This is a genomic window from Bacillus ndiopicus (assembly GCF_000612805.1).
GTDB classification, from domain to species: domain Bacteria; phylum Bacillota; class Bacilli; order Bacillales_A; family Planococcaceae; genus Metasolibacillus; species Metasolibacillus ndiopicus.
Window position 1 is genome coordinate 147,217 of sequence record NZ_HG964403.1, and the last position, 18,830, is coordinate 166,046.

The 18,830-nt window shown below is 37.5% G+C and carries 20 protein-coding genes and 1 riboswitch; of the genes, 13 read left to right on the forward strand and 7 right to left on the reverse strand.

What is annotated here, in order from left to right; translation table 11 throughout:
* The first annotated feature begins 3 nt into the window (after window positions 1-3).
* Window positions 4-798, forward strand: a complete 795-nt coding sequence (locus tag TY13_RS00705) for an ABC transporter ATP-binding protein (RefSeq protein WP_042470415.1) — start codon at window positions 4-6, stop codon at window positions 796-798.
* Window positions 795-1,436 (forward strand): IucA/IucC family C-terminal-domain containing protein, encoded by a 642-nt coding sequence (locus tag TY13_RS00710; RefSeq protein ID WP_042470418.1) that lies wholly within the window; start codon window positions 795-797, stop codon window positions 1,434-1,436. Before TY13_RS00705 ends, TY13_RS00710 begins: the two co-directional genes overlap by 4 nt.
* A gap of 475 nt (window positions 1,437-1,911) precedes the next feature.
* On the opposite strand, the gene TY13_RS00715 is transcribed toward TY13_RS00710, so the two are convergent.
* Window positions 1,912-2,088 (reverse strand): putative motility protein, encoded by a 177-nt coding sequence (locus TY13_RS00715; RefSeq protein WP_042470421.1) that lies wholly within the window; start codon window positions 2,086-2,088, stop codon window positions 1,912-1,914.
* Window positions 2,089-2,189: 101 nt separating this feature from the next.
* Between TY13_RS00715 and TY13_RS00720 the strand changes: the two genes are divergently transcribed.
* From TY13_RS00720 to TY13_RS00740, 6 genes are all read left to right on the forward strand, one after another.
* The gene (locus tag TY13_RS00720) at window positions 2,190-2,735 is read left to right on the forward strand and encodes a superoxide dismutase family protein (protein ID WP_042470424.1); all 546 of its coding nucleotides are present in this window, start codon (window positions 2,190-2,192) and stop codon (window positions 2,733-2,735) included.
* A 148-nt stretch (window positions 2,736-2,883) separates the two neighbouring features.
* Entirely contained in the window at window positions 2,884-3,867 is a 984-nt protein-coding gene (locus TY13_RS00725) for a TAXI family TRAP transporter solute-binding subunit (RefSeq protein WP_042470427.1), read from the forward strand.
* A 70-nt stretch (window positions 3,868-3,937) separates the two neighbouring features.
* On the forward strand, window positions 3,938-4,453 hold the full coding sequence (locus TY13_RS00730) for a DUF1850 domain-containing protein (protein ID WP_042470428.1): 516 nt from the start codon (window positions 3,938-3,940) through the stop codon (window positions 4,451-4,453).
* Window positions 4,437-6,458: a TRAP transporter permease gene (locus TY13_RS00735; protein ID WP_042470431.1), complete on the forward strand. Its 2,022-nt coding sequence runs from the start codon at window positions 4,437-4,439 to the stop codon at window positions 6,456-6,458. Before TY13_RS00730 ends, TY13_RS00735 begins: the two co-directional genes overlap by 17 nt.
* Before the next feature lie 138 nt (window positions 6,459-6,596).
* Window positions 6,597-6,737: a hypothetical protein gene (locus tag TY13_RS20805; protein WP_195891638.1), complete on the forward strand. Its 141-nt coding sequence runs from the start codon at window positions 6,597-6,599 to the stop codon at window positions 6,735-6,737.
* 134 nt (window positions 6,738-6,871) lie between these two features.
* The gene (locus tag TY13_RS00740) at window positions 6,872-7,543 is read left to right on the forward strand and encodes a hypothetical protein (RefSeq protein WP_042470434.1); all 672 of its coding nucleotides are present in this window, start codon (window positions 6,872-6,874) and stop codon (window positions 7,541-7,543) included.
* Window positions 7,544-7,706: 163 nt separating this feature from the next.
* Here the strand turns inward: TY13_RS00740 and TY13_RS00745 are convergent, their stop codons facing one another.
* The 4 genes from TY13_RS00745 to TY13_RS00760 form a co-directional block, all read right to left on the reverse strand.
* A complete protein-coding gene (locus TY13_RS00745; protein WP_042470438.1) occupies window positions 7,707-8,417 on the reverse strand; it encodes a Fe-S oxidoreductase in 711 nt (236 codons plus the stop codon).
* A gap of 313 nt (window positions 8,418-8,730) precedes the next feature.
* Window positions 8,731-9,684 carry a DMT family transporter gene (locus TY13_RS00750; RefSeq protein ID WP_042470442.1) on the reverse strand — a complete coding sequence of 318 codons (954 nt, stop codon included), beginning with the start codon at window positions 9,682-9,684 and terminating at the stop codon, window positions 8,731-8,733.
* 91 nt (window positions 9,685-9,775) lie between these two features.
* A complete protein-coding gene (gene pepT, locus TY13_RS00755) occupies window positions 9,776-11,005 on the reverse strand; it encodes a peptidase T (RefSeq protein WP_042470445.1) in 1,230 nt (409 codons plus the stop codon).
* A gap of 84 nt (window positions 11,006-11,089) precedes the next feature.
* Complete coding sequence (locus TY13_RS00760) at window positions 11,090-11,734, reverse strand: lysoplasmalogenase (protein ID WP_042470449.1); 645 nt, start codon at window positions 11,732-11,734, stop codon at window positions 11,090-11,092.
* A gap of 71 nt (window positions 11,735-11,805) precedes the next feature.
* Here TY13_RS00760 and TY13_RS00765 point away from each other — a divergent pair, with 71 nt between their 5' ends.
* The 3 genes from TY13_RS00765 (at window position 11,806) to lepB (ending at window position 14,566) form a co-directional block, all read left to right on the forward strand.
* Entirely contained in the window at window positions 11,806-13,488 is a 1,683-nt protein-coding gene (locus tag TY13_RS00765; RefSeq protein ID WP_042470451.1) for a hypothetical protein, read from the forward strand.
* A 237-nt stretch (window positions 13,489-13,725) separates the two neighbouring features.
* Window positions 13,726-13,929, forward strand: coding sequence for a hypothetical protein (locus TY13_RS00770; RefSeq protein WP_042470454.1), 204 nt, complete (start codon window positions 13,726-13,728; stop codon window positions 13,927-13,929).
* 79 nt (window positions 13,930-14,008) lie between these two features.
* Window positions 14,009-14,566, forward strand: a complete 558-nt coding sequence (gene lepB / locus TY13_RS00775; protein WP_081796895.1) for a signal peptidase I — start codon at window positions 14,009-14,011, stop codon at window positions 14,564-14,566.
* A gap of 103 nt (window positions 14,567-14,669) precedes the next feature.
* Here the strand turns inward: lepB and TY13_RS00780 are convergent, their stop codons facing one another.
* Both TY13_RS00780 and nfsA read right to left on the reverse strand, forming a co-directional pair.
* Window positions 14,670-15,101: a hypothetical protein gene (locus tag TY13_RS00780; protein ID WP_042470459.1), complete on the reverse strand. Its 432-nt coding sequence runs from the start codon at window positions 15,099-15,101 to the stop codon at window positions 14,670-14,672.
* A gap of 124 nt (window positions 15,102-15,225) precedes the next feature.
* A complete protein-coding gene (gene nfsA / locus TY13_RS00785) occupies window positions 15,226-15,960 on the reverse strand; it encodes an oxygen-insensitive NADPH nitroreductase (protein WP_042470462.1) in 735 nt (244 codons plus the stop codon).
* A 186-nt stretch (window positions 15,961-16,146) separates the two neighbouring features.
* Window positions 16,147-16,261, forward strand: a riboswitch (SAM riboswitch).
* Between the two features lie 107 nt (window positions 16,262-16,368).
* On the opposite strand from nfsA, the gene TY13_RS00790 reads away from it, so the two are divergent.
* The gene (locus TY13_RS00790) at window positions 16,369-17,655 is read left to right on the forward strand and encodes an O-acetylhomoserine aminocarboxypropyltransferase/cysteine synthase family protein (RefSeq protein WP_042470465.1); all 1,287 of its coding nucleotides are present in this window, start codon (window positions 16,369-16,371) and stop codon (window positions 17,653-17,655) included.
* 316 nt (window positions 17,656-17,971) lie between these two features.
* Entirely contained in the window at window positions 17,972-18,358 is a 387-nt protein-coding gene (locus tag TY13_RS00795; protein ID WP_042470468.1) for a hypothetical protein, read from the forward strand.
* Window positions 18,359-18,830 lie beyond the last annotated feature (472 nt).

Consider the following 18,830-nt stretch of genomic DNA (forward strand, 5'->3'; position numbering starts at 1 on the left):
ACAATGCAAGGACTTCAAACGAAAGGTCTTACATTACAGTACGGCAATCAAACAATTATTGATTGCTTAGACTTTGATATTCCACTTGGAAAAATTACAGTATTAGTTGGTGCAAATGGAAGTGGCAAGTCTACATTACTACGCTCATTAGCAAGGTTATTAAATCCAGCCTCGGGGGAAATTTTACTTGATGCACAAAAGCTGCATTCCATGTCAACAAAGCAAATTGCTAAACAGCTTGCCATTTTACCTCAAGGTCCAGTTGCGCCTGAAGGTATTACGGTGCAGCAGCTTGTGAAACAAGGACGCTATCCACATCAAAGCTGGTTTCAGCAATGGTCGAAGAAGGATGAAATGCTAGTAGAGCAAGCATTAGAGGCTACGCAACTATCTGCATTAAAGGATCGACCTGTTGACGCTTTGTCAGGTGGGCAAAGACAGCGTGCATGGATTGCAATGACTTTAGCGCAGGAAACACCAATCATATTATTAGATGAGCCAACAACTTATTTAGATATGACACATCAAATTGAACTATTAGACTTTTTATTTGAACTAAATCGTCAATCTAAGCGAACGGTCGTGATGGTACTGCATGATTTAAATTTAGCGTGTCGTTATGCAGATCATTTAGTCGCGATTCATAATAAAAAAGTAGCAATCGAGGGTGCTCCTGAAGAGATTGTGACTTCACAAATGGTAGAGGAAATATTTCAGTTAAAGGCCATCATACAAAAGGACCCTTACTTCGGCACACCTTTATGTATTCCAAATGGAAAGGGCCGATATATTAAATGAATTTAGAGGCTTATGGAGTTACCTTCGTTGAAAAAGCACAGGGCTTACCGATAAAGGAGCTAGAAAGTGGAGCTGTACTTGAGCAAATTGTCACGCAATATGCGACCTATTTACAAACTGATTCAATGGCAATTTCAGCATCCCTTTTTATTAAACGTTACGCGGTACTAACTGCTGCTGCCTGTGTAAATTATTATGAGCTTCAGCGAGGCAAAGATAATTGGCTAGATGCTGCACATTTTGATACGACGACCTTTACATTACAAATTAGTGAGGGGGAGAAGTTATCACAAATGAATTGCTGGAAAGACTATTTGCTAAAGGAGCACTTAGCGAATATTGTGGATGCTTTAGCTGCAGACTATAAAATTAATCGTCGTATACTGTGGGAAAATATTGCAGTGCGCATAAATGCTACACTTGAAAAAAATAGCTCCAGTTATGAGCAAGAGCAACTTGCAGAAATAGCCACGGAGCTTTCAGACCCAACACCACAATGGTATGGTAGCTTAAAAAATCCGTTGCAAGACTATATTCACGCACATACGGCTATTCGCAAAACATGCTGCCGCTATTATCAGCTTGAGAAAAAAGAAGAGGGCATGCCATATTGCTTAGTATGCCCATTGAAAAAATAGTAAGGCGTCTCTTATGGCAATTGCAGAGAGATGCCTTTTATCATTTATTCAAAGAATACTACTCAATTGATGGTGAGTTAATTACTTTGATTTTAATCTGCCTTAGAGTTAGTCGAGACTTAATTGATATACACAAGAAATGCAATAAAGGGTATCGCTTCAAATTCAAACCCAGTAAACAAGGCGAGTATTGTAGGCACAATAGAAGGGAAGAAAATAATTGAGGTGGCAGTTTCACAGTTACGAAGTGCTTCAAATATGTGACTTTGTCATATCCATAATATCAATTTCCAATAATTCCATCACATTATTTTAGGTATGTTATTTCAAAATTCGCCAAAAATAGAATAACTATATAATTTTTATTTAAGTGTTACCTATTGTTGAAAATTAAAAAACAACCGCATTGTTGAAAAACCAAAAGCCATTGGAATTTTACATCATGTAAAACTTCAACGGCTTTTTAGAAATGGTGCTACACCTGTGCGTCAAATAGTTGACCTTTATACGGGTGTTCAGCAGCAGGAGCAGGCATTTCTGCTAGCATTTCAACAACGCCTGCGCCAGCATTCAAAGTTTTATCTAAGATTGACATTTGCAATGTTTGCTGTAGCTGTGCGAGTTGATTGGACATAATTGAATTAATTTCCATTGTGACCCCTCCTTTGGCTTTATATCGGATTGAATTTTCTATATTTTAATATGAATAAACAGCAAGCCAATTTGGCAACAATAACAGCAGGAGGGATAACTATGTATAAAATTATCATATTAAGTGCTGCTTTATTATTATCAGGCTGCTCGCTGTTTCAGAAGAAAGAGGAAGAATTGCCTGTGCATGCACCAAGCTCTGCTACAGCTGTTGCTGAAATGATTAACAGTAAAGGTGAAAGCGTGGGGCAAGTGAAATTAAAGGAAGTAACAGAAGGTGTAGAATTATATGCCGAACTTAAAAATTTACCGCCTGGAACACATGGTATTCACATTCATGAAGTAGGGAAATGTGAGCCACCAACATTCGAGTCAGCAGGTGCACATTTTAACCCGGAGCATAAGAAGCATGGCATCGAAAATCCACAAGGACCACATGCAGGTGATTTGCCAAATTTAGAGGTGGGAGAGGATGGCACAGCGGAGCTAGCGTTTACAACGAAGCTCGTAACGCTTTTGAAAGGTCATGAAAATTCGCTCTTCGATAAAGATGGCAGCTCGATTGTTATTCACGAAAATGCGGATGATTATAAAACTGATCCAGCTGGCAATTCAGGTGCTCGTATTGCTTGTGGTGTAATTCAATAGCTACAGAGCTTAGCTGTCGGGAAAGTAGTGCATTAATCTACTTTCCCGACAGCTTTTCACTATGCATAATTCACGGACTAGTTTGACAACTTAAATGATGCTCTGTAAAATGTATAGTGATTAACAAAAGAGGGGGGTTCTGTTAATAATGAAGAAAAGTAGATTACTATTATTAACAATTTTAAGTGTGTTTGCACTTGTATTAGCTGCATGCGGTACCAAAAAAGAGGAAGGCACAGCAGATACAGATAAAAATGCAGGAGAGGCACCAAAATACCTGTCGATTTTAACAGGGGGTACACAAGGAACTTACTATCCACTAGGTGGAACATTTGCTGATTTAATCTCGACTAATACAGATGTAAAAGCAACAGCAGAAGTTTCTCAAGCGTCTGCTGCAAATATGACAGCACTACAAAACGGCGAAGGAGATATTGCTTTCGTACAAACAGATATCGCATATTATGCTACTGAAGGTATGCTAATGTTTGAAGATCAAAAAATTGATTCAGTGTCAGCTTTAGGAGCTTTGTATCCTGAAACAGTACAGCTTGTTACATTGGCTGATTCTGGAATTAAATCATATGCAGATTTAAAAGGCAAAAAGGTATCGGTAGGAGCACCTGGTTCAGGTACTTATGCGAATGCTGAGCAATTACTTGAAATACATGGTTTAACAATGGATGATATTAAACCACAAAACTTAGATTTCGGTGAATCGACAGATGGTATTCAATCAGGCCAAATCGATGCAGCGTTTATTACAGCTGGTTATCCAACTGGTGCTGTTGAAGCTTTAAATGCAACGAAAGGCGTATACATTATTCCGGTTGAGGCAGATAAAGCAGATGCGTTAATTGAGAAATATCCATATTATGCAAAAGATGCAGTTCCAGCGGGTACTTATGGCTTAAAGGAAGAAATTCCAGCTGTATCAGTAGGTGCGATGCTTGCAGTGAAAAAGGATTTACCAGAAGATTTAGTGTATGAGATTACAAAAGCTATTTATGATAACACAGATAAAATCGGCCATGCAAAAGGTGCGTTTATCAAGGCTGAAAGCGGGTTAGATGGTATTGGGATTGAAGTGCATCCTGGCGCTCAAAAATATTTTGATGAAGTAAACAACTAATCCGAAAAAAGGTTCTGTTGCGCAGTGCTTCAGAGCCTTTTTCATTTTGAAAGGTAGTTGTTACAGTAAAATGAAAAAATGGTACTTATTTATTTTCTGTGGTGTATTATTTATTATTTTGTTTATACCATTTGAAAGAGCATTCACATTTACTGAAACAAAAGTTGAAAAGCCGGAAATGTATTATTTACCATTGCATCAAGAACAGGAATTCCAACTATTATTTACTCATTCTATCCATAAAACAGATGTTATTGAGTCATATGTAGTGTTGTCCAATAATGAATTGCGCCTTATGTCAATGCAATACGAAGATGTAGCAATTGGAATGCCAGGGTATGCGGAAGAGGGGCAAACATTAATATATGATAATGGTGTTTACACTTTATCCTATAATGATGCCAAATTGCCCAATTTTAATTTGTTTGTAGCTAATATAGATGCTTCGCTACAACTAATTTATCAATCTAGTTACATAGATTTGAAGCAGCAATTAATAAAAGGGAAATCTTATTTATTTGAAGTTAAAAGATTATCACTCTACGAAAAAATGAAAGGAGTACGATTATATGGAGAAAGAAAATAATAAAAAGCCTCTTGACCAAAATGAAGGATTTGAACAGCTCTCGGCTGAGGACCAACAAGCGTTGTTAGAGAAATACGATATTGAATCTAATACGCGAAACGTTGCAGGTATGTTTAAATACATTATTTATTTTGGTTTATTGGCATTTTCTTTATTTCAATTATACACAGCTATATGGGGTGTATTTCCAGCTCAAATTCAACGAACGGTGCATTTAGGCTTTGGTTTGACATTTATCTTCTTATTATTCCCAGCTAGGCGTAAAGCACGAAAGGATAAAATACCGTTCTATGATTTTATTTTAGCTATTATTGCAATTTTAGTAGGTTCCTATTGGTCGATAAATTATGAGCGCTTAGTAAAAAGCTTAGGTCAGCTTGAGCAGATGGATTTTATCATAGGTCTATTAGCGGTGCTATTGGTTTTAGAAGCTGCTAGGCGTGCTGTGGGATTACCAATTACGATTATTGCCTCACTTTTTTTGTTATACGCTTATTTTGGTCCGTATATGCCAGATTTTATGGCACACAGAGGGCAAAGTATCGAAGGTATCGTCAATTTAATGTTTTATTCGACAGATGGTATTTTAGGTACACCAATTAGTGTATCAGCGACATTTATTTTTGTTTTCTTATTATTTGGTGCTTTCCTTGTTAAGACAGGGGTTGGGCAATATTTTAATGATTTAGCAGTATCGGTGGCAGGGAAGCTGATAGGTGGGCCTGCAAAAGTTGCGATTTTCTCATCTGCATTGCAAGGGACAATTTCGGGCTCTTCTGTAGCAAATGTGGTAACTTCAGGTTCATATACAATACCAATGATGAAAAAATTAGGCTACAAAAAGGAGTTTGCTGGTGCTGTTGAGGCTGCTGCATCCACTGGTGGTCAGCTAATGCCTCCTATTATGGGAGCTGCGGCATTTTTAATGGTTGAGTTTATTGGGCGTGGAATTACTTATTGGGATATCGCGAAGGCAGCTGCTATCCCTGCTTTGCTTTATTTTACAGGTATTTGGATTATGACGCATTTCGAAGCCAAACGCCTAGGATTAAAAGGCCTTTCTGATGAAGAGATGCCTGATCGCAAAGAAGTATTTAAGAAAATATATTTATTGCTTCCAATAATTTTGATTATTGTTTTAATGCTAGCAGGTGTACCAGTTATGCATGCTGCTTTATATGGAGTGCTTGCTTGTATTTTAGTTGGTATGTTTAATAAAGAGACGCGACTAGGGTTTCTTGATATTTTAGACGCATTAGTAGATGGTGCACGGACAGCACTTGGCGTTGTAGCGGCAACAGCTTGTGCAGGGATTATTGTAGGAGTTGTAGTAAAAACAGGACTAGGATTATCATTGGCAAACAGTTTAGTTAAGCTTGCTGGTGGTAGCATTCTATTAACATTAGTATTCGTGATGATTGCATCGCTTATTTTAGGAATGGGTGCTCCAACGACAGCTAACTATGTTATTACTTCAACAATTGCAGCACCAGCGATTATTGCATTATTAGCTCCAAATACACCGCAAGAGCTTGTGCCAATAGTAGTATTATTATCAGCACATTTCTTTGTGTTCTACTTTGGTATTATAGCGGATATTACACCACCTGTTGCGCTAGCTGCCTTTGCGGCATCTGGTATTTCGGGAGGCGATCCGATTAAAACAGGCGTCAACTCCGCAAAACTAGCTATTGCAGCATTTATCATACCGTATATGATTGTGTTCTCACCAGCGTTATTAATGATAGATGTAACAATACTGCAAATTATTTGGGTAGTATTCACGGCGATAATGGGTATGATTGCGATAGGCTCTGGTGTAATTGGCTATTGGTATCGAAAATTATATTGGTTTGAAAGAATTATTGTAATTGCCGCAGGCCTTGCAATGATTTATCCAGAATCAAAGTCAGATATTGTCGGGTTAGTTATTTTTGCTATTATGTTTGCAATTCAATTTATGGCTAAAAATAAAGGCAACGGGGCAACACCGGTGAAAATTTAAGCATTAAGAAAAACCTATCTCTTTTAGAGATAGGTTTTATATTTTTTATGCATATAATGAATTAGTGACTTGCAGACAAAAAGATATCATAGTATTATATGAATAATCAGAAAATTATTTAAACCGGAGGTGTTATTTATGGGTAAAATTTTATCATCAAATCTTGAGACTTACTTGTTAGATGAGGAGTTAGAATTGGAGCGTAATGAAGAGCTGGATATTTTTAAAGAACGCGATACTTACGAGCAATATCCGACAGGCTTCTTTACAAGCTTATAGAAAAGACGAATGTTCAACTGAGCATTCGTTTTTTGTTTCTGTAAAAAATAGCTATGAAAATACATGTGCTAAAGACGCCCAATCAATTATATGTTAGGCTATAACAGAGAAAAATTTTATAAAGTGGTGACAATATGATTTTTAAAGGGCATTTAGGTGAACATGAATTTTATGTAGAGCGTCTACAAAGTGAGCAATTAGCGCAAATTAAGGCATTGCAGCAAACAGTCTGCGATTCTCTTGAGGATAAGACAATTTTACAACCTCTTAGTGAGGAAGAACTATTATATATTTTAAATGGGAATGGTGTTATGATTGGAGCGGTTGTTGACGAGCAATTAATTGCGGTTCGCGCTTTGCTAGAGCCGAATGCGGAAGAGGAAGAGCATTTAGGGCTTGATGTTGGGGCAGAGGATTTGGGGCGTGTTCTTTATCAAGAAATTTCCTTTATTCATCCACAGTTTAGAGGGTATGGTTTGCAGCAAACTTTAGCGTCTATTATTATGACACAGGTGGAAGAAACAAAGTATGATTGGATTTGCGCGACCGTTAAACCTTATAATATCGCTAGTTTAAAGGATAAGCTAGTGCAGAATATGCATATACGAGCATTGAAATATAAATACGGTGGAAAGCTTCGCTACGTTATAGCAAAGCCTTTACATAGTGAGATCAAGTTTGCAGGAGAAGAACTAGAAGTTTCGATGGGCAATATCGACGCACAGCAAAAGGCTTTAAGTGAAGGTTACTTAGGCGTTGCTATTGAAAAACGCGGGGAAGATTGGTTTGTCAAATACCGAAAATGAGGAGAATCACCATTCGCTCGTGAGAAGGGTAGATTCGCTCATTAAAAGGAAAATGCGCTCGCGAGAATAGGAAATTCGCCCATGAAAGTCCACATTTCGCACGCAGCAGCATGAGCTCTATCAAAAAAAGCGTAGCATTACGAATTTGCTACGCTTTGTTGATTTATTTCAATGGGCAAAATCCGCAAGCCATTAATCCAGGGATATCCTTTGATTGACAACAGCTTTTACGCACAGGGACATTTAGTAGCTGAGAAGGGTGTTTGCCACCTGTGTAATTTAGAAATAATGATTTATCAGAAATATAGCTCCATACTTTTGTTCCCTCAAGAATTTCTATATCCTCATATGCTTGATCCGCAAGTGCCGGATTTTCAAGCAATGTATGGTAATGCCATATAAGATAGCCAAAAATATTTTCCCACATCACAAGAGGGGAGATGGATGTTGTTTTTCGTAGCTGCTGAATGATTTCAAATGTTTGCTTATACAATATTTTTTGTATGACAGCCTCGCGTTCGTCCTCTTCTACGTAACGAAAATCATTCGCTGTAATAAACGTGCCAAGCGTGTTGATGCCATATTCGTGCACTAATGCGAAGCGAATATCCTCTAGCTTACCATCCCAAATTTCATCGTAGGTTGCTAGCATATAAAATTGCATTGCAACGAACATGCCATAGCGACGAGTAAAATGTGAAATAGCAGCTGTTTCCGTTGCTGCCTGTGTAATTCCCATCATTAAGTTACGGAAATCTGTTAAATAAAAATCCTTTTGTAAATTTGCGAGTGTAAATAAAGGGCGCTCAGGGTTTTCGGTATAAATGCTATAAGAATTTAATTGTCGTATTTGATCATAGGATAATGCGGGCATAAACTCACCTTTTTTCATATATCATAACATTTTTTACATGGAAAATAAAAATTGCTTAATGATGTTGACAAGTTAATTGAAAACGATTATCATTATCATATAAGCATTACTCATATGCAATACAGTGCTTATGAGCTTGAACTTTAGCTACTTTTCTCCAGAAGTTCGCTAGTTCAAAATACGTTCTACCCCCCTCATTTTAGAACGTAATTTTTTTACCCTTTATATTTTCTTCAAAGCTTCTCTTGTGAGAACTAATTTTGAGCCGGTCCTTAGCCATAGGACCGGCATTTTTTATAAGTGCCAATAAACATTATTCCATAGCTATACGATTGCGTTTGGCAACCAGCATTGTGTGGTAGCTATGTAGTAACATGCCAATAATAATGATAGCTAGCCCGCATAATGCGATAGGCGTTGGTAGGGGAATCCCTAAAAGTAACATCTCACCAATAATAACAAAGACAACCTCAGTTGATTGTGTTGCCTCAACAGCAGCAAGCTTACCTTGATTATCACGTACACGGTCAGTGGCGATAAAGAATAGTGTAGTTGCGATAACACCTGAGCTTAATCCAACAAGCAGCGATTGAAACATTTGGCTTCCTGAAGGCAGACCAACAGTCATGATCGCATAGATTGCCATTATAATCCATGCTGGCAGAGAGGCAATTGTCATACCGAGCACGCGCTGGAATGTATCGATACGGCCACCACACACTTCCATCATTTTGCGATTGCCCAGCGGATAAGCAAATGCAGCAATAAGCACAGGGAAAATGCCAAGCATAAGCGCGCTTGCTGATACGGATTTAGCGTGTGGGATTTGAATTAATAATATGCCGATTAAAATAATGGATGAAATAAGTAATGCTGTCATCGGAATTTTTTGTCGCATTTTTTGACCTCCGATGACTGTAACAAAAAGCGGTGCAAGTAGCACGCCTGCAACAATCGTAAATTGCCAAGTACCTGATACAAGCCAGCCTGGTCCAAATGCAGCAGCGAATGTTAGAGGTGCGTAAAATAGCACGAAGCCAACGAAGCTCCAGAGCAGCCATTGGCGAGAGTGTGACTTCATTTCATTATGTAATTGTCGATAATTTCCCCGATATAATACAATAGCAATTAAAAATGGTAGCATAAAAAAATAGCGTAAAGAAGCACTCCAAAGCCAGCTACCGCCATCTAATTCCATTGAATGATTTAAAATAAAAGTAAAAGCAAAAAATAAAGCAGCGATAATACCAATTAAAATCTCTTTCATTCTTTAACCACCTCTTTGTAACTGAATATTCGGAATATAGTTCTTGAGAAAAAACGCTAGCGAAGCTTATCGCTAGCGTCTTTTTGTATATTTAAGCGCGTGCTTCAAATGCTTGCACGATTTCTAAAATAACTTCTGTTGCTTTTTCCATTGTTTCGGCTGATACGTATTCGAATTTACCGTGCATATTTTCGCCGCCAGCAAAAATATTTGGTGTTGGTAAGCCCATGTAAGATAGTTGTGAGCCATCAGTTCCCCCACGTACTGGCTCGATAATTGGTGTAATACCAAGCTTTGTCATTGCATCTTTTGCAATATCAACGATTTCCATTACTGGCTCAATCTTTTCCTTCATGTTGAAGTATTGGTCTTCAATCTCTACTGTAATTGCATCATCACCAAACGCTGCTTTGATTTTCTTTTCAGCTTCTACAAAGCGTGCTTTTTTCTCCTCGAATTTTGCACGGTCATGATCACGGATAATGTATGTTAGCGTTGCTTCCTCAATATGACCGTTAAAGCTCATTAAATGAATGAAGCCTTCGTAGCCTTCTGTTTTTTCTGGAACTTCGTCTAAAGGCATTTCATTTTGGAATTTAATCGCCATCGTCGTTGCGTTCACCATTTTGTCTTTTGCAGAGCCTGGATGTACGCTCGTGCCGCGAGTTGTTACTTTAACACCAGCCGCGTTGAAGCTTTCATATTGTAGTTCGCCAATTGGGCCACCATCTAATGTATAAGCATATTGTGCGTCGAATGCTTGCACATCAAATTTGTGTGGGCCACGACCGATTTCTTCATCTGGTGTGAAGGCAACGCGAATTTTTCCATGCTTAATTTCAGGATGCTGCACTAAATATTCCATTGCTGTAATGATTTCAGCTATACCGGCTTTATCATCCGCACCAAGAAGAGTTGTGCCATCTGTTGTGATTAATGTTTGACCCACATAGTTTTTTAAGTTAGGGAAGTAGCTCGTTGACATAACTAGCTGTTCATTTAATTGAATATCACTGCCATCGTAATTATCGATGCGCTTAGGATTAACATTTGTACCAGAAAAATCAGGTGTTGAATCAACGTGTGCTAGAAAGCCTAATGTTGGTACGTTGTCTTTATCTGTGTTAGCTGGTAGCGTTGCAAATAAATAGCCGTATTCATCCAATGTAATATCTACTAAGCCGATTTCTGCTAGTTCATCCTTTAAAACATTTAATAAATCAAATTGTTTCATTGTAGAAGGTGTTGTAGTGCTTGAAGAATCTGATTGTGTATCAATTTTTGCATAACGAATTAAGCGTTCGATTAATTGTTCTTTCATGAATTAAAATCCCCTTTGTTATAGTGTTTCTTTGCTATCCCGCATTTACGAACAGTAACTTCTATTGAAATTGAAGCTTCACTTTTATTGTATCACTTTATTTCGCTGTGCGGAATATTGAACGATACTCAGTGCAATAAATAATTGTGCACCGTAATATGTTGCCATAATCAAAATATGAGAATAAGGAATATCTGTAATAAAGCGATTAATCGCTAAAATAGAATCTGATGAAATAAATAAAAATGCACCGATAATTGCAAAGCTGCTAGCCGTTCGGAAAGAAGTCCAGCCCATTAACAAAATAACGATAATATATGCACAAACTGCAACTGTCAGTATAATATCACCTGTGCTTATTATTGTGCTTGCAAGCCAAAACATCATTGCAGCACCATAAATAATTAGTAAAGTTTTAGCGCTTATTGGCGTTTTACTATTATTCGTTTTACTAAAAGCTGTAATGTAAAATAGATGGCCAATTAAAAAGCTACACAAGCCAATGATAAACCATTGCAATGTGTAATCACCAATTGCACAAAAAATAAGACCACCAATAATAATTGCTTTGTATCCTTTATCTCCTTTGGAACGTAGTGCTAAAATTATTAGTAAAATCATAGGAATAAGCTTAAAAACCATGCGTAATGAAACTGCAATTGAATCTAAGAAAAAGACATAATAAAGACCGAATATTGCGAATAACAGTAAAATGATTTTTCTCTCCATTTGAAACCCCCTTATAATTTAATGAAACTTTCATCTATCCTATACGTAAAAATAAATGAGAGGTGATAATAGTGGGACAATTATTTATAACTGTGCTTATTGCTGCTGTTATAATGACGATTTTAATCGTGCCCTTAACAAAGAAAATACCAAAGGGTGAGTTAACAGGCAAGCAGTTTAGTATACTTTTAACTTCAGTTTTTTTAGGAAGTTTAATTTTAACATTTTTAACGGTATATATTTCGAAAATTGATTTGCATTGGACAGTATTTATGTATATTGTGCCAGTTGTTGCGCTTGTTGGCGCATTGCTTGCAACTGGTGCTGAACAAAAGCTGAAATCGGTGTTAACGCTACTTTCAATTGTAGCAGTTGCATATTTACTGGCTTCGCCAATTTTCAATGCAGAGAAGAAATATCAATCTTCAGAAATGGAAGAGCAAGTTGAAATTCAGCCATTTGACGAAACGAAAACACCGGCAAGTGTACCGCCGAAGTTTGTGAAGAATAAAATGAAAAAAGCATTCGGGCAAGTGCCTAACACAAGCTATTATGAACTGGGGCGTTTACAAATTCAAAAGGTCAATGGTGAATATGTTTATATTGCACCAGTAGAATTTTCAGGGCTATTTAAATGGTTTAACGGTAAAACAACACCAGGTTATTTTACAATGAGTGCTACGGATTCAAGTGATAACCCAAAATTTATGGCGCATGAAATGAAATACATTCCATCAGCTTACCTAAATAAGAATTTAGAGCGCCATATTCGTCTACAGTATCCAACGCTTATCTTCTATGGTGATGTGCAGTTAGAAATCGATGATGAGGGCGTACCATACTATATTCGCACATATGGTAATTTTATTTCTGCTCGAAATGGCTTTGATGTAAAAGGAATTGTTAAAGTTGATGCGAAAACAGGTAAATCAGAAAAAATTGCATTAGCAGATGTACCAGAATTTATTGATGGTGCAATTTCTCCAGAGGCTGTAAGCTTGCAAAATAGCTACTACGGGAACTATGTGCACGGCTTCTGGAATAGCGTATTTGGAAAAAAAGATGTGAAGCTGCCGTCAGATGAAGGTACGGAGGCAAATGTTAGCCCAGTCTTTATGGAGGATGGAGAAATGTATTACTTTACTGATTTCTCAAGCCCAAAAGAGGGTGTTGACTCGATGCTTGGCTATTCTTTAACACATGCAAGAACTGGCAAGGCGACATATTATACTGGCAATCTAGAAGAATCGTATATGGATTCGCGTGGTGCGCTTGAAATTATTGAGAAAAAGTTTATTGAAAAAGAGTGGGAAGGCGAAATGCCAATTTTGTATAACTTCTATGGTGAAGCAAGCTGGCTGTCGGCTGTTTTGGATTCGAATGGTTTCCTACAAAATTACTTTATCGTTTCTGCAGCAAATCCAGAAATTTCGGCGTATGCCTCTACCCCAACTGAGGCGTTGAAGTTATATAAAACAGCGCTTAATCGTGGTGGTAGCGCAGTAGACGGTTCTTCAAATGCAGAAGAAGCACAGCTTACTGCAAAGATTGTACGTGTTTATAAAGAGCGAGTTGGCGACTTTACAATCGTTTCATTGCTAACAGATACAGGGCAGAATTTTATCGTAAGCTCTGAAGCTGCGCCACTTGCAATTTATTTACAACAAGGTGACGAAGTAAAAATGATATACTATGCAACTGGCGAGCAGTTCCAACCAATCAAAAAGCTTGAAATTATGAATATAGCACAATAATGATGTGAAACAAGGGATGTTGAGAAAGCAGGTTTTATCTGTTTTTCTCAATATCCCTTTTGCTCTTTTTATTGTGAATTAGTTAGATTTGATTTGATAACATCAATAATTTGTGGAAGGTATTAACTAGAAAATGTCAAATTTACAATTATAACCTCTCATTCTTTTGAAACAATTATTCGGACCGCACACATGATGACGACTCAAATTTAAGAGGTTTCAGCAGTTTCTGAGCAAATGGCTGCAAGTGCGCAGCAAGTTTCTGCAACGTTTGATTCTTTACAGGCAATTTCAGAATCGTCAACGGAAACATCAAAGCAGGTGGCAAGCTTATCTGAGGGTCAACTTGCTTCCATGGAAGAGATTTCTTCAGCTACACATATGTTAGATAAGTTGGCGGTCAATTTGAGCAGTGGAGTAGGGCAATTTAAGTTGTCATAATGACGATTTTCTGCAACTTTCCACAAATGCTTTGCGTCATTAAGAGTAAGTAAAAGGAATTTGTGGGAGGGAAGTAATTTTGGAGAAAAATGAAATCGTCAGTTGGATTAAAACGATTGTATTTGCTGTTATACTAACCGTTGGAATTCGAGTCTTTTTGTTTACGCCTGTTAATGTAGAGGGGGCTTCGATGATGCCAACGTTTGAAAATGAAGAAAAGGTAATCGTCAACATTATTGGTCCTACTTTATCCGATTATAAACGTTTTGATGTCATAGTTTTTGAAGCACCAAATGGGGAAAACTTCATTAAGCGTATTATTGGCTTACCAGGAGATCGTGTTGAATATCACGATGATGAGTTATTTATAAATGGGGAAAAGTTTAATGAACCATATTTAGATATTAATAGAGAAAAGCTATTAGACAGTGGAAATTTAACAGGGAACTTTACTTTACAGGATAGTTTAGGTGAGGAAGTTGTACCTGAAGGGCATTATTTTGTGCTTGGCGATAATCGCCGTAAAAGCTTGGATAGCCGAGATATGTCGGTTGGCTTTGTAGCACAAGAAAGAATACTCGGTACTGTGCCAGTGGTGGTTTGGCCTTTACCGAATGCGCGCTTTATTAAAGAGTGAAATAGGTAAAAGGTAATGATTCGACTATAAGCGGGGAAGTTCACACGTAAGAAATTTAAAATCGCACGAATGTAATAAAGGAGCTGTGGGAAAATCGCCTTTCCTACAGCTTCTTTGGTTGTTGTTCGTGAATATATTCGAGCATTTTTTCGTAGCGAGCTGTGAGCTGTGTACCTTCAAATAAATGTAATTTATCAAATGCTTGCTGCTGCTCTTTTACAATCTGTCGTTCCTGCAAAAACGCAGCATCAGACTCATGTTGGAAAATATATTGCAAGTGGAATAGCTGAAGCATTGCAACTTCCGGGCTTTCTAGGTTATAAGCAAATTTTATATTCCAGACAGATGTGTAAGATATATATTCATTAACATAAGCAGTAGCATATTGATATTTTGCTTCATCGATATTTTTCTGAATTTTTTTGTGAACATCTGCAAGTGCTAAATTGATTTCGGCAATCGCATAATAAAAGCGGCGAATCGATTTTAATTGTTGGCGCTCTAATGATTTTGCGACATGTCTATTCATTTGCATAGGCAAACACCTCTTAATACCTTAATGTATTGTAGGTATATTTTAGCACGAGCTTGATATTACGTAAAATAGGGCTAGTTATAAAGTTTTGATTTCTAACTAGCCCTATTTTCATATATTTAATTTACTTCCATGTAAAGCCTTGCTTAGCAAGGAAATCTTTAATAAATGGACGCTTTTGTTCGATTAAGTAATCTGCCATTTGCTTTGTCCATGTTGCCATTTTTTGATTTGAAGAGCGACTCGTGTAATAGTTTTCCATCGTTGTATCATATTCATCTAATAATGTAGCATAGCGTACCTCGTCATAAGCATTTTCATGAAGCACTGCTCCGACAGGTAAGCGCGGCTTAGTTTCATTGCGTTTTGTAGGTGTACCGATTGTCATTGCAAATAAAGGGAATACATTGTTAGGTAAATTGAATAGCTCGCTAATTTCTACTGGGTTATTGCGTGCTCCACCGATATAGCAAATGCCATAGCCTTTTGCCTCTGCCGCGATCACAAAATTTTGTGCAAATAAAGATACATCAGCTACGCCAACAAGCAAATTTTCTGCTGAATCTGTGACAATGTTAACGTTGTGCTTTTGACCAGCGATTTGTAGGCGCTTGAAGTCGACGCAAAATAAAAATGCAGCACCGGCTGTCTGGAATTGAAATTCATTTTTTGATAGTTCACCAAGCTGCTTTTTCTTGTCCTCATCTGTTACCCAAATGACACTATATGCTTGAACAAAATGTGAGCTAGCTGCCATTTGCGCAGTTTCGATTAAGTCGATTACAGTTTCTCGTGAAATTTGTTCCCCTGTATATTTACGCACAGATGAATGGCTGCGTAAAAGTTCTCTAGTATCCATTTCCATCCTCCTAAATACCTGTATTATCATAATATTTTATACTACTTATAGCAAATAACCAATCAAGTTGACTAAAAACTACTGTTCAAGCGATTTTTGAAGATTAAAAAACTTTTTAAAAAAATAGTTGACTTCTAGGTTTACAATGATTTATACTCAATCCAACGATGGAACATGAATCAAATACTCTTATCAAGAGCGGCGGAGGGACTAGGCCCTGTGATGCCCGGCAACCAGTAAGTGACGAACTTACAAAGGTGCTAATTCCTACAGATTCGGATTGGGATCTGAAAGATAAGGGGAGGAAAACTTGCTCATTTGCAACCCTCTTCTTAGGAAGAGGGTTTTTTGTTTTTCTACCCTCCTCAAAAATCCACTAGCCATCGAATAAATTTTAGGAGGAACATCATGTCAACATTACGTCCAGAAACATTGCTATTACATGGGGGGCAAAAGCCTGATCCAGTAACAGGAGCAATTGCAGTACCAATTTATCGCACGACTGCTTATGCATTTAATGATACTGCTCATGCGCAGCGATTATTTGCATTAGAAGAAGCAGGCAATATTTATTCACGCATAATGAACCCGACAGTTGGGGCATTTGAAGAGCGTGTCGCTTTATTAGAAAAAGGAGCAGCAGCAGTAGCGCTTTCCTCAGGTATGGCAGCTATCTCGTTTTCTATTTTAAACATTGCTGGCGCAGGAGATCATATTGTATCAGCAGGCTCTTTATACGGTGGTACTTACAATTTATTTGCAACAACATTGCCACGCTATGGTATAACAACATCGTTTGTAGACGAGAGTAATCCTGAAAACTTCCGAGCGGCAATTAAGGAAAATACAAAAGCAATTTTTGCAGAAACAATAGGCAATCCAAGTTTAAATGTGTTAGATATTGAAGCAGTTGCTAAAATTGCACATGAGCATGGTATTCCGTTGATTATTGATAATACATTCCCTTCACCATATGGCTCTAACCCAATCGAATTTGGCGCAGATGTTGTTATTCATTCGGCAACAAAATGGATTGGTGGACATGGTACAACAATCGGCGGCATCGTCGTCGATGCAGGGAAATTTGATTGGACACAAGGCAAGTTTCCAGGCTTTACAGAGCCAGATTTAACGTATCACGGCATATGTTATGGAATTGACACAGCAGCGGCAGCATTTGCCACAAAGCTGCGCGTACAATTACTACGTGATTTCGGTCCGACACTAAGTGCGGATGCGGCATTTAATTTCTTACAGGGTTTAGAAACGCTTCATTTGCGTGTAGTAAGACATAATGAAAATGCCCAAAAGGTAGCAGCTCATTTACGCAACCACCCATTCGTGGAATATGTAAATTACAACGGCTTTGAAGATGCTGTATCGCATTCATTAGCGAAAAAGTATTTGAAAAACGGTTTTGGTTCTATTTTAACTTTTGGAATTAAAGGTGGTAGAGAGGCTGGGCGCGCAGTTATTGATAGCGTTAAATTATTCTCACATGTAGCTAATGTCGGGGATGCACGTTCGCTTATTATTCATCCAGCATCTACAACACATCAACAACTATCAGCGGAAGAACTTGAAATCGCTGGCGTATCTGAAGAGCTCATTCGCTTATCGATAGGCTTAGAAGCGATAGAGGATATATTAGCTGATTTAGATCAAGCATTTGAGCAGATAGCAAAAAATTCTTAATTCGTTGTATTGATTTAGACGCAATGTAGAATGAATTACTAAATCTAAATAACAAGCTGTAGTCTGCATCATTTCGCAGTCGCAGCTTTTCTAATTGAAATATAAAATTTAATACCTAGTATTTTTATAAGAATTATTGACTTCTTTGTTTTTGTGAATTATAATAAAACCAACCAACTTGCAGGGAATTAAAATGATAGATTAATCGGTCTTTCCAGGGAGTTAATTTCCGACTTATTCATATCGTTTTTGCTTAACTTTTAAGGAGGGAATCATACTGCCCGTTAATACGAGGTAAATCAAAGGAGTGTTGAACATGGGACGTACATATAGCGCACAAAACATAGCATCTTATATTGTGTATGATTTAAATGAAACATACACATTCGTCAACTCACAGGCAATTCAAGTATTATTAGCAAATGTTGAAAAGATGTGGATGAAAGTGTTTGGGCATAGTGCTTTCTCAGAACCAACATATGATTTATCGAACGGTTATGTCATAAAAGAAGTTTATGATGCGTATGCGGAGTGCGGAAATGCCCATATTGATTTACCAGCAAAAGAATGGTTTTTACGTTATGGAGAATTTCAACTTATTCAGCGTACGTACGCAGTGCCTGCATTTACGGCTTTAGAGGAAAAAATCATGCAATCGATTTTAGAAAACTATCGCCGTAGACAATTGACGAAAGTAAGTTGAAATTTTCCCGCTTATATAATAGAAGAAATTCCCCCATTTCTTCTATTGATATATTAAAAACAAGAGGAGTCATCTAGTGTTAGATGGCTCCTTTTGCTTTGTGTTAATAAATTTGAACATTTAATGATCTCTCTAGAAAAACAAATGTCCGTTTAAGGTAGAATTTCCTTGTAATATTGTAAGGATTACGCTAGAATCACTATATAATATCTAGAACGATGTACGAATTTGCAGCAGTTTTTCTGTAGGATATGCGCTGTTTTATACTTTTATCTTGGTTCAGTAGATTCTTTTGTATCAAAAGTAACACGAGAAGATTGTGGGTGGTTGAATCCCCACTTGAATAGAAAGACTCAGTCTAAGAGCGTTACACCTTCGTAGCAATGATTGAGTGACCAACACCGTGTTGTTCCAAAAAATACTGGCGTATGTCACAGGTCAGTTAAATTGGGAAATCTGGACAATAGTCAGT

Excerpts from the sequence above, each read along its gene's own strand:
- TY13_RS00725 (WP_042470427.1), top strand. The coding sequence starts at position 2,884 with ATGAAGAAAAGTAGATTACTATTATTAACAATTTTAAGTGTGTTTGCA.
- TY13_RS00780 (WP_042470459.1), bottom strand. The coding sequence starts at position 15,101 with ATGCAAATGAATAGACATGTCGCAAAATCATTAGAGCGCCAACAATTA.
- TY13_RS00705 (WP_042470415.1), top strand. The coding sequence starts at position 4 with ATGCAAGGACTTCAAACGAAAGGTCTTACATTACAGTACGGCAATCAA.
- TY13_RS20805 (WP_195891638.1), top strand. The coding sequence starts at position 6,597 with ATGGGTAAAATTTTATCATCAAATCTTGAGACTTACTTGTTAGATGAG.
- TY13_RS00750 (WP_042470442.1), bottom strand. The coding sequence starts at position 9,684 with ATGAAAGAGATTTTAATTGGTATTATCGCTGCTTTATTTTTTGCTTTT.
- TY13_RS00795 (WP_042470468.1), top strand. The coding sequence starts at position 17,972 with ATGGGACGTACATATAGCGCACAAAACATAGCATCTTATATTGTGTAT.
- pepT (WP_042470445.1), bottom strand. The coding sequence starts at position 11,005 with ATGAAAGAACAATTAATCGAACGCTTAATTCGTTATGCAAAAATTGAT.
- TY13_RS00790 (WP_042470465.1), top strand. The coding sequence starts at position 16,369 with ATGTCAACATTACGTCCAGAAACATTGCTATTACATGGGGGGCAAAAG.
- TY13_RS00740 (WP_042470434.1), top strand. The coding sequence starts at position 6,872 with ATGATTTTTAAAGGGCATTTAGGTGAACATGAATTTTATGTAGAGCGT.
- nfsA (WP_042470462.1), bottom strand. The coding sequence starts at position 15,960 with ATGGATACTAGAGAACTTTTACGCAGCCATTCATCTGTGCGTAAATAT.
- TY13_RS00760 (WP_042470449.1), bottom strand. The coding sequence starts at position 11,734 with ATGGAGAGAAAAATCATTTTACTGTTATTCGCAATATTCGGTCTTTAT.
- TY13_RS00715 (WP_042470421.1), bottom strand. The coding sequence starts at position 2,088 with ATGGAAATTAATTCAATTATGTCCAATCAACTCGCACAGCTACAGCAA.
- TY13_RS00770 (WP_042470454.1), top strand. The coding sequence starts at position 13,726 with ATGGCTGCAAGTGCGCAGCAAGTTTCTGCAACGTTTGATTCTTTACAG.
- TY13_RS00730 (WP_042470428.1), top strand. The coding sequence starts at position 3,938 with ATGAAAAAATGGTACTTATTTATTTTCTGTGGTGTATTATTTATTATT.
- TY13_RS00735 (WP_042470431.1), top strand. The coding sequence starts at position 4,437 with ATGGAGAAAGAAAATAATAAAAAGCCTCTTGACCAAAATGAAGGATTT.
- TY13_RS00720 (WP_042470424.1), top strand. The coding sequence starts at position 2,190 with ATGTATAAAATTATCATATTAAGTGCTGCTTTATTATTATCAGGCTGC.
- TY13_RS00710 (WP_042470418.1), top strand. The coding sequence starts at position 795 with ATGAATTTAGAGGCTTATGGAGTTACCTTCGTTGAAAAAGCACAGGGC.
- TY13_RS00745 (WP_042470438.1), bottom strand. The coding sequence starts at position 8,417 with ATGCCCGCATTATCCTATGATCAAATACGACAATTAAATTCTTATAGC.